At 64.1% G+C, this 9,048-nt stretch carries 11 protein-coding genes and 1 pseudogene; 2 read left to right on the forward strand and 10 right to left on the reverse strand.

Translation table 11 applies throughout. The features are described from left to right. Nucleotides 1-219 (forward strand): annotated as a pseudogene (locus RIF85_RS10370) (hypothetical protein); the annotation flags it as partial. On the opposite strand, the gene RIF85_RS10375 reads toward RIF85_RS10370, so the two are convergent. The 3 genes from RIF85_RS10375 to RIF85_RS10385 are packed head-to-tail and all read right to left on the reverse strand — an operon-like array spanning nt 210 to nt 2,373. Continuing rightward, on the reverse strand, nt 210-1,421 hold the full coding sequence (locus tag RIF85_RS10375; protein WP_309071833.1) for an MFS transporter: 1,212 nt from the start codon (nt 1,419-1,421) through the stop codon (nt 210-212). The pseudogene RIF85_RS10370 and the gene RIF85_RS10375 sit on opposite strands and share 10 nt — an antisense overlap. Before the next feature lie 9 nt (nt 1,422-1,430). Continuing rightward, entirely contained in the window at nt 1,431-1,883 is a 453-nt protein-coding gene (locus tag RIF85_RS10380; protein WP_309071834.1) for a hypothetical protein, read from the reverse strand. Next, nucleotides 1,876-2,373, reverse strand: a complete 498-nt coding sequence (locus RIF85_RS10385) for a cupredoxin domain-containing protein (protein ID WP_309071835.1) — start codon at nt 2,371-2,373, stop codon at nt 1,876-1,878. Before RIF85_RS10385 ends, RIF85_RS10380 begins: the two co-directional genes overlap by 8 nt. An 87-nt stretch (nt 2,374-2,460) precedes the next feature. On the opposite strand from RIF85_RS10385, the gene RIF85_RS10390 reads away from it, so the two are divergent. Then, on the forward strand, nt 2,461-3,156 hold the full coding sequence (locus RIF85_RS10390) for a dTMP kinase (RefSeq protein WP_309071836.1): 696 nt from the start codon (nt 2,461-2,463) through the stop codon (nt 3,154-3,156). Here the strand turns inward: RIF85_RS10390 and RIF85_RS10395 are convergent. From RIF85_RS10395 to paaA, 7 genes are all read right to left on the reverse strand, one after another. Then, complete coding sequence (locus RIF85_RS10395) at nt 3,091-3,957, reverse strand: MBL fold metallo-hydrolase (RefSeq protein ID WP_309071837.1); 867 nt, start codon at nt 3,955-3,957, stop codon at nt 3,091-3,093. The two genes, RIF85_RS10390 and RIF85_RS10395, sit on opposite strands and share 66 nt — an antisense overlap. Before the next feature lie 328 nt (nt 3,958-4,285). After that, nucleotides 4,286-5,065: an enoyl-CoA hydratase/isomerase family protein gene (locus RIF85_RS10400; RefSeq protein WP_309071838.1), complete on the reverse strand. Its 780-nt coding sequence runs from the start codon at nt 5,063-5,065 to the stop codon at nt 4,286-4,288. A gap of 34 nt (nt 5,066-5,099) precedes the next feature. Next, nucleotides 5,100-6,275 (reverse strand): 1,2-phenylacetyl-CoA epoxidase subunit PaaE, encoded by a 1,176-nt coding sequence (paaE, locus tag RIF85_RS10405; RefSeq protein WP_309071839.1) that lies wholly within the window; start codon nt 6,273-6,275, stop codon nt 5,100-5,102. Further along, the gene (gene paaD / locus RIF85_RS10410) at nt 6,275-6,784 is read right to left on the reverse strand and encodes a 1,2-phenylacetyl-CoA epoxidase subunit PaaD (protein WP_309071840.1); all 510 of its coding nucleotides are present in this window, start codon (nt 6,782-6,784) and stop codon (nt 6,275-6,277) included. The genes paaE and paaD overlap by 1 nt, the downstream gene beginning before the upstream one ends. Then, nucleotides 6,778-7,602, reverse strand: coding sequence for a 1,2-phenylacetyl-CoA epoxidase subunit PaaC (gene paaC, locus RIF85_RS10415; RefSeq protein WP_309071841.1), 825 nt, complete (start codon nt 7,600-7,602; stop codon nt 6,778-6,780). Before paaC ends, paaD begins: the two co-directional genes overlap by 7 nt. Then, nucleotides 7,599-7,952 (reverse strand): 1,2-phenylacetyl-CoA epoxidase subunit PaaB, encoded by a 354-nt coding sequence (paaB, locus tag RIF85_RS10420; RefSeq protein WP_309071842.1) that lies wholly within the window; start codon nt 7,950-7,952, stop codon nt 7,599-7,601. The genes paaC and paaB overlap by 4 nt, the downstream gene beginning before the upstream one ends. Further along, on the reverse strand, nt 7,953-8,942 hold the full coding sequence (gene paaA / locus RIF85_RS10425) for a 1,2-phenylacetyl-CoA epoxidase subunit PaaA (protein WP_309071843.1): 990 nt from the start codon (nt 8,940-8,942) through the stop codon (nt 7,953-7,955). It abuts the gene before it with no gap. Between the last annotated feature and the right edge of the window lie 106 nt (nt 8,943-9,048).

Genomic DNA, 9,048 nt, shown 5'->3' on the forward strand with positions numbered 1-9,048 from the left:
TGCTGGGTTCCCGGTCTCATCGGGCTCGCCCTGTCCTCCGGACTGTACCTGTACGTGCAGGCAATTGGTCCTGCTCCTGTCCCCGGCACTGCCGGCACTCCCCTCTTCTTCTGGTCGGGTCTTTCGCTCATTGTCGGCGTCGGCTTTACGCTGAGCGCGACGGCGTGCTGGCTGTTCGCCTCGCAGGCGCGGCTGCGAGGAACCGAGCTTCAGGACTGACGCACTCGCTGTGGCTTCGGCGGCACCCACCGCCACAGAATGACTGCCCCCACCAGCCCCAGACCACCGGTGGTCCAGATTCCTCCCGCCAGTGAGGCCGCGGCCGTCACCGCGGACACAATCCCCGGGCCGGCCATGGTGCCGATGTCCGTCAAAAGCCGCCAGATCCCCAGGAACTGGGGGCGGCCGGGCGACGGCGAGAAGTCTGCACCCAGAGTCATGACAATGCCCGAGCCGATGCCATTTCCAAATCCGATGAGCAGGGCAACGGCGAGGAGGCCGAAAGCATCACGGGTCAAGGGCAGCAGGAGTAGCGCTGTGCCCATGATCAGCATGCAGGGCACCGCTACCCAGCGCCTGCCGTACACATCCATCACCTTCCCCGCGGGATAGAAGATGAGCATGTCGATGGCGCCGGAGACACCGTAGATGAGCGCCGTCGTCGTCGGATCCAGTCCGATTTCCTGCGCCCAGAGCGGCAGGACCGCCTGCCTCGTGGCGCGGACCGCTGCGATCAGCAGCACTCCTGCGCCCACAGTGGCGAAGATCCGCGCGTGAGCGCGCAGGATCGCTCGCAGAGTCGGCGGAGCTGCGGGTTGACCGCCGGTGCCGCCGGGCGCGGATCTGCCGTGTGAACTGCCTGGTTCCGGCACACGGAAGCTCAGTACGGCAGCGATCAAAGTGGTTACGGCGCCAACCCAATACGCGCCGTCGAGCCCGAGAAAGCTCATCGCGAGGGCGCCCGCGAAGGGCCCGAGGAAGACGCCGATTCTGGTGACTCCGCCGAGCGTGGACAGCGCCCGGGCACGGAAGTGGATGGGCACAGCCTCAGTGAGGTAACTCTGGCGGGCAAGACCGAAAACGGCCCCCGCCATGCCGATCATGAAGATCGCGGCAGCGAACATGGCCAGATTGGTTGAGGCCAGCGCGAGGATCATCGCTGCCGAGCACCAGAGGGACGCAGCGACGAGGGACCACCGCTCCCCGAAACGGGAGGTGATCAAGGTGGCGGGAACGTTCGTGACCAGCGACCCGATGCCGGTCAGGGTGAGGATCAGCGCCGCCGTCGCAATGTCCGCCCCAAGTTCGGTGGCCGAAAGCACGATGACCGGCACGATCGATCCGGTTGCGGCGCCATAGAGAAGCGACGGACCGTAGGCGCCAACGGCGATCCTGCGAAGATTGAACGGTTCCTGGCGCACCGTTCAACGCTAGCGCAGTGCGGCATCCTTCCGTGGCGCCAGGAAGAATCCGACGACGGCAAGTACCCCGGCGACGCCCTCAGCTACGGCGCTCGCGGTCTTCTCGAAGAACCAGAGCGGCTCATACATCGCCGGAATCGGTCCGACCTGCGGCAGTTGGATGTAGGCCGACAATACGACCGCGGCGAACGCCGAGAGCGCTACCAGGGCTGCGACGGCGTAGGACAGACGGCTCCCGCGAATCAGGACATAGAGCGCAGCCAGGATGGCTACAACGGCCTGAATCCGGAAGAGGTTGCCTCCACCGATGCCGTCCGGGTAGGCGAACTGGTAGTTCGGAGCGAGGACAAAGTGCACGTACGCGTCGATGGCCAGTCCTACCGCAATGAGGACACGAAGCACCATCATCAGCGGTGCCGACCGTGGACGGGCAACAGACCCGTGGGTGGCTGCGTTAGCCATCGCTGCTCACCACGAGAGTGCCCGTCATGTTGGGGTGGTAAGTGCAGAAGAACGAATACTCGCCCGCTTCCGACGGGGCCGTGAACGTGGTGGTCTCACCGCCCTGCACTATGGCGTCGAAGTCCTCGGTCTCGGTGGTTGTTACGGTATGCGGGGCGGTGTCCTCGTTGACTACCGTGATCTCGGCTCCGGCCGGAACGGTCTCCGGCATCTCATACTCGAAGTTACGGATCGTAATGACGATCTCCTCAGCCGGTGCTTCTTCACTGGGTGCCTCCGAGGCTGATTCACTGGGTGCCTCCGAGGCGGGTTCACTGGACTCCTCGGCGGATCCCGTCTCCTCGGGCGTGGACTCTGCTGTGGTCTCTGCCGCGGCGCTGGTCTCTGCAGGGGGCGCTTCGCTCGTGGGTTCACCGCCGGACGCGCAACCGGCGACGCCGACCAGCACCGTCGCAAGAACCAGGCCTAGTGCACTACGTGGGATATTCATGGTGCTCCCCTCATTGCGGACCACCAGTCTTCACCCAGTCGCCCTTGCGATGATTGTTTCCAGAGAGTACACCCGCGAAAGGCCAAAATGACCCAGTTCCCAAGGAATCCACAGGTTCTGCGTGTGGTCCTGCTCGGAATCGACGGGGCGGGCAAAACCACTGTTGCGCGAACGGTTATTCAGAAGCTTCACGAGCGGGGCATCGACGCCCAGTTATTCCGAAATCCCGGCGGACGGCGCACCCTTGACCGCTGGGCGTCGTGCTGGTCAAAAACCGCCGAGTCGATGCTCGGCGCGCGCATGCTGGACAGGATCGAGACGGTCCTCCGCGTCCTGGCGGTGCTTCGCTCAACCCTTCAATCACGACGACGCCGGGGCGTCATCATCTTCGACCGCCACCTTCAATGCCAGCTCGCTCTTCGGCAGGTGCGTGGCCTGCCCTGCGGCGTCGTGTTGCCCTGGCTATTGAGCATGCTCCCGAAACCGGACCTCGTCGTTTACCTCAGTGTTGACCCGCGCACGGCAAAAGCCCGCATCACTTCGCGTAACACCGACCGGGAAACGCTGGAGTTCCTGAGCGTTCTCGACGCCTCCTACAGGCGCCTTCCTGACTTTGGCAGCTATGAAGTGATCGAGGCGAATGGCTCTGCCGCCGAGACGGCGGCTGCGTTCCTGGCGAAGGTCGAGCCCCTGCTACAACTCCTCGCTCCAAAGGGCTCAACCTCTGCCGGTCTGCCGCTCCAGCCACTTCCAGTGCGCGAGGGTACGGAGGCGGGTCAGTAGGGCCCGGGACTGCTCCGGTCCATACGGCAGGATCGGGATGGCCTTGGTCATGTCCACCGAAGCCTCATCCATCGCCACTTTCGTGACCCGGACTGCGCTGCGCATCTTGTTCAGCTGGGTCACCACAAACTCCGCGTTCACGGGGGCCCCGTGCCCGGGCACGAAGACGTCGTACAAATCATCGAGCGCCGCGATCTTGCCCAGCGTGCGGATCCACTCCGTCGGGAAGGAGTCCTCGAAGGCCGGATCGGCACCTTCCTCCACCAGGTCCCCGGTGAAGAGGACATTGCCTGCGCCTACCAGAAGGTCGTTGTCCGTGTGCCCTGTTCCCAGGTGGAACAAGGTCACCGATATGCCGCCGAGGTCCAGGTCGACCGGCGATCCGGACACAACCCTGTTCGCCGGATGGACTGCGGTGTGCTCGCCCTCGCCGGCAGCCATGGCCGGCTCCGCTTCGGTGACCTCCACCCGCTGTTCCTCGCCACTTTCACGTATGACGGCGGCGCACCGCTCGGTCGCCCAGAAATCCGCCACGCCCTGCGCCGCAAAGTACGCGTTCCCGAAGACATGGTCGAAGTGGGAGTGCGTGTTCACAACGCAGAGCGGCAGCTCTGTGATCTGCCGCACCGCCTCGAAGATCTCGGCAGCCTGCTGCGGCCCGGCCCCCGTGTCGATCACGAGCGCGCGTTCTGTCCCAAGCACCAGCCCTGTGTTCAGAGCGTAGGGATTTGTCTGCAGCATCCACGCCCGGTCCCCCAGTTGTTTCCATGGGTGGGACTGTTCAACGAGCGGCTCGGACATAGGTTCCTCTCGGGTCGCGGCTGGAACCCTAAGCCTATCGGCAGGGTCCAGGTGCGAGCGCAGCGAGCTCCGGGGGGCCGATGGGCGCTATCGGCAGGGTCCAGGTGCGAGCGCGTGGATGACCGGGCGTCCGCCGTTCTGGAGGTGACGTCCCGTTCTGAACGTCACCGTCCCCCATGAGGCCCCCCGGCGGACTGCCCCGGCCACATGTCCTAGTAAATGCCACGAAAGAATAAATGTGGTACCTCCACCGGAAATTATCTGTTATTGAGTTCAAAACGTTGCAGAACTCGTTGCTCCGATGTATCAGACCGGTCAGAAATCACCGCTAACCGCGGAAAACCGGCATCCGCTTCTCCTGGAAAGCCCTGAAACCCTCCGCATAGTCGGCGCTGCTGCACAGCTGGCCCTGTGCCGCGTTTTCGTCCCCCACTGATTCCCAGAGGCCTAGCCTTCGATCCCGGATGGAAGCGACGAGCTCCTTCGACGCCCGGAACGCACCAGTGGCGCCTTGTGCGACTCGTTCAACGGTGACGCGGGTGGCTGGAAGCAACTCCTCGGCAGGGAATGCCCTACTGAACAGACCGCTGGCGACGGCGTCCGCTCCGCTCATGAGGTCGGCGGTGTAGATGAGGTCGAGCGTTCGATGTGCTCCAAGCCGCTCCGTGAAAAGCCAATGGCCGCCGGAATCGAGCGTTGCACCAAGCTTGGCGAACGGTGAACCGATCTTCGCGGAGTCAGCGACATAAACAACGTCCGTGGCAATAAGCAGACCCAGTCCCACGCCAAGGCATGCACCGTGAGCCGCAGCGAACGTAGGTGCCGGAAAAGCGGACATCTTCTTCAACAGCGGGGTGACCAGTCCGTCGAGGTAAGCGACTGCGTCATCCGTTTCCGGCTCGACGCCGGAGATGTCGCGACCGGCGCAGAATGCCCGGCCTTCGCCTCGCAGCAACAGGGCACGCACCCGGCCGTCTGCTGCAGCGGAGGCGGAGTCGTCGTACGCATCCGACAGCTCGGCAAGAGCGTCCTCGTCGAGCGAATTGAGCTTCTCCGGCGCGTTGAGCACAATCTCGGCGACACCGTTCTCGATTATCAACTCGATCAACGATCGCTCCTCTTCTATGAATATCCGGTAGGTATCAGGCGTCGTAGTCGACGGTGACTTCGGAGCTGGTGGGTCGGGACTGACACGTCAACACGTAACCCTTCGCGAGCTCATCCGGCTCAAGAGCGTAGTTCTCGTCCATGTCAACGGTTCCGCTGACCAATTTGGCACGGCACGTCCCGCAGACACCTCCGGCACATGCGAAGGGAACGTCGGGGCGCACGCGCAGCGCCGCGTTCAGGATGGATTCCCGGGCGTGGGTGGGGCTCGACACGGTGCCCTTCAATCCGTCGAGGTTGAAGTTGATGGCGTAGCTGTCTTCGCTGCCGTCAGTGCTGACCGGACGGCCGATCTGGCCCTCCGGCTTTGTGGGCTCACCGGTAGTGAACAACTCGAAACGGATCTTCTCAGCCGGCACGCCCCGCTCGGCAAGGGTGTCACGGCACAGTTGAACCAGTTCGAAGGGCCCGCAGAGGAACCACTCATCGACTTCTTCGGTCCGGATGACGCTGGTCAGCATGGTCCGGAGTTTCCCCGCATCGATACGTCCGCTCAGCAACGGCGAGATGCGCTGCTCGCGCGAGAGCACGTGGTGCAGAGCGAACCGGGCGGGATAACGGTCCTTCAGGTCGGCGAGCTCCTCGAGGAACATGACGTCCATGGCCGCCTTGTTGGCGTAAATGAGATCCAGACGCACCGCCGGGTTCGCTGCAAGCACCGATCGCGCGATGGCAATGACCGGAGTGATGCCCGAACCCGCAGCGACGGCCACGAAGGAATGCTCCGTGGTCGTGTCGATGCTCTCGGGGTTGTTGATTTCGGTCATCGGGTGCTTCGAGATGAACTGGCCCATCGGGCTCATCACGTCGAGCTTGTCGCCTGCCCTCAGGAACTCGTTGGCCCAGGTGGAGAACGTGCCCCCGAGGTCCTTTTTGATGGCGACGCGGATCTCACTGCTGCCGTCTTCGAAAGTACGCGGTTCCGCACAGATGGAATAGCTGCGGCGGACTTCCTTCGGCTCGCCATCGACGTCGAGCATCGTCCGGAGCGCGACGTACTGCCCCGGTACATAATCGAACCGCCCGGCCAGTTCCTCGGGAACAGCGAAGGTCACCTCGATGGCGTCCTCGGTGAGCCGTCGAACCTCAGCGACCGTCAGTTCGTGGAAGGCCGTCCGACGCTTGGTCGACGGTGCGAGTTTCACTGCCATTAGTGGACCTTGAAGTAGTCGAAGGGTTCCCTGCAGTCCTGGCAGACATAGAGCGCCTTGCAGGATGTGGAACCGAAGCGGGTAAGTTCTCGGGTGTTCAGCGAGGAGCACTGCGGGCACTTGACGCTCAGCCCCACGCTCACCTTGCCGGCGGCGGCCTTACCGGTGGGCGGGGCGATTCCGTACTCTTCCAGCTTGGCCTTGCCCGACGGACTCATCCAGTCTGTGGTCCACGCCGGTGACAGCACGAGCTTCACGCTCACATCCGTATGACCCTTGGAGACAAGGGCCGTGATGATGTCGTCGCGGATCGCGTCCATCGCCGGGCACCCCGAATAGGTGGGCGTGATCGTGACGGTGGCGGCGCCGTCGTCGTCAATGGAGACCGCACGGAGGACGCCGAGATCCTCAATGGTGAGCACTGGAATTTCGGGATCCGCCACAGTGGCGGCGATCTCCCAGAGAGTCGCCTCGCGAGCGGTTCGCGGCGACTGCAGGGTGGCTACCATGTTGCTCCCGGGTGCTCGCGGGCCAGAACCTGCATCTCGGCCAGGATGTAGCCCAGGTGTTCACTGTGGCGGCCCTGCCGTCCGCCGCCAACGGAAGCGGGAACGTCCGGAACCTCGAGTTCGGCTTCAGAGAACAGCGCCTCGATCTCCGCATCGAACGAGGCGCGGAGCGAGGACGGCTTGACCGCGACGCCGTCGAGTGAGGTCACGAGCTCATCGTCCTCAAATAGCTCCCCGACGTACGGCCAGGTCAGGAGGATCCCTTCGATCATGCGGCGGCGTGACTCGTCGGTTCCGAGCGCCAGGCGCAGGACCCACTGGCGGGCGTGATCGCGGTGGTAGTCGACTTCCTTCACGGCCTTCGCCGCGATCGCTGCGAGCGTGGCGTCGGCGGAATTCACCAGACGGGAGTAGAGGTCGTACTGGTATTGGGAGATAACCAGCTGCCGTGCGATGGTCCGGGCGAAGTCCCCGTTGGGCTGCTCCACAAGATGCGCGGAGCGGAATTCGTCCTCTCCCCGGAAGTACGCCAGGTCGTCCTCGGTCTTGTCCCAGGCATGGCCCGCATAGGTCAGGAAAGAACGCGCGTGGCCGATCTGGTCGAGGGCGATGTTGCCGAGGGCCACGTCCTCCTCGAGCTCCGGAGCGCGGGAAATCCACCAACCCAGACGCTGGGCGAGGATAAGCGCGTCGTCGCCAAGTCTCAGCGCATACTCCCCGACAGCCCCGGTCGGCTTGACCCCGGAGGCGGCGATGTCTTCGGGCCGCAGCGCGTTTCCCGGAGTGATGCGGGTGGCGCTCGCGTTGGATTCGCTCACAGGTGCTTCACTCCTTCGCTCTTCGTGTAGTACGTGGCGTGCCGGTAATCCTTGCCCTGCGGCGATTCGAAAAACTGGCCCTTGGCGTCCGGATCGCTGGCGATGATGGCGGATGCGGGGACCACCCAAAGGCTCACGCCCTCGTTACGCCGGGTGTACAGGTCCCGAGCATTGCGGACAGCCATCTCGGCGTCGGGCGCGTGCAGCGACCCGGCGTGCACGTGACTGAGGCCGCGTGAGGAGCGGACGAACACTTCCCAGAGCGGCCAGGGCTCTGCTGTGGGGTGGTCGGGTTGCTCCGCGCTGGGAGCCTTGGAGCCGTCGTCGCCCGTCTGTGATCCGCTGACCATCTACGCCGCCTTTACTGTCATATCGCGCTGGTCAGCGCGCTTCGCTGCCTGCTTCGCCGCGTAAGCGGCGGCGGCCTCACGAACCCAGGCGCCGCCGTCGTGCGCTTCCCTGCGCCGCTCCATGCGCTGGGCGTTGCACGGTCCACGGCCGGCGAGGACTTCCTTGAACTCGTTCCAGTCGAGCGGGCCGTGTTCCCACCTGCCTGTGGCGTCGTTGTAGCGGATCTGGTCATCCGGAAGGGTGAGTCCGAGGGTCTTGACCTGTTCGACGATCATGCCCACGAACCGCGAGCGCAGCTCATCGTTCGAGAACCGCTTGATGTTCCAGGCCATCGACTGCTGGGAGTTGGGCGAGTCCTCATCCGGCGGACCGAACATCATGAGGCTCGGTGCGTACCAGCGGTTGACGGCGTCCTGCGCCATCTGTTTCTGGGCCGGCGTTCCGTTGGACAGCTCAAGCAGAATCTCGAAGCCCTGGCGCTGGTGGAAGGACTCTTCCTTGCAGATGCGTACCATCGCACGCCCGTACGGCCCGTAGGAGGCGCGGCAGAGCGGCACCTGGTTGGCGATCGCAGCGCCGTCGACGAGCCAACCGATCGCACCCATGTCGGCCCAGGTGCGTGCCGGGTAGTTGAAGATGCTCGAGTAGCGCGCCTTGCCGGCAATGAGGTCCGCCATCATGGAGTCCCTCGTGGTCCCGAGGGTTTCGGCCGCTGAGTACAGGTACAGCCCGTGCCCGGCTTCGTCCTGGACCTTGGCCATCAGGATGGCCTTGCGCTTCAGGCTGGGGGCTCGGGTGATCCAGTTCGCCTCGGGCTGCATGCCGATGATTTCGGAGTGTGCGTGCTGCGAGATCTGGCGGGTGAGGGTCTTGCGGTATGCCTCAGGCATCCAGTCGCGGGGTTCGATCCGGGAGTCCTCGGCGATCAGCCTGTCGAACTGTTCCTGCTCCGCGGTCAGGTCCTGCGGAGTGTCAGTCGCGGTTGTCATGATGGTCACCTCACTGTGCGAGGCCGGCGATATGCCGGCCCGAAATAATTACCGACCGTTCGTTCAGGATATCGGCGACGCGACTTCAGAGTCAACACTGGCAGGA

The sequence above is a fragment of the Arthrobacter sp. genome (assembly GCF_031179385.1).
GTDB lineage: Bacteria > Actinomycetota > Actinomycetes > Actinomycetales > Micrococcaceae > Arthrobacter_D.

Excerpts from the sequence above, each read along its gene's own strand:
- RIF85_RS10380 (WP_309071834.1), bottom strand. The coding sequence starts at position 1,883 with ATGGCTAACGCAGCCACCCACGGGTCTGTTGCCCGTCCACGGTCGGCA.
- RIF85_RS10385 (WP_309071835.1), bottom strand. The coding sequence starts at position 2,373 with ATGAATATCCCACGTAGTGCACTAGGCCTGGTTCTTGCGACGGTGCTG.
- RIF85_RS10390 (WP_309071836.1), top strand. The coding sequence starts at position 2,461 with ATGACCCAGTTCCCAAGGAATCCACAGGTTCTGCGTGTGGTCCTGCTC.
- RIF85_RS10395 (WP_309071837.1), bottom strand. The coding sequence starts at position 3,957 with ATGTCCGAGCCGCTCGTTGAACAGTCCCACCCATGGAAACAACTGGGG.
- paaE (WP_309071839.1), bottom strand. The coding sequence starts at position 6,275 with ATGGCAGTGAAACTCGCACCGTCGACCAAGCGTCGGACGGCCTTCCAC.
- paaD (WP_309071840.1), bottom strand. The coding sequence starts at position 6,784 with ATGGTAGCCACCCTGCAGTCGCCGCGAACCGCTCGCGAGGCGACTCTC.
- paaB (WP_309071842.1), bottom strand. The coding sequence starts at position 7,952 with ATGGTCAGCGGATCACAGACGGGCGACGACGGCTCCAAGGCTCCCAGC.
- paaA (WP_309071843.1), bottom strand. The coding sequence starts at position 8,942 with ATGACAACCGCGACTGACACTCCGCAGGACCTGACCGCGGAGCAGGAA.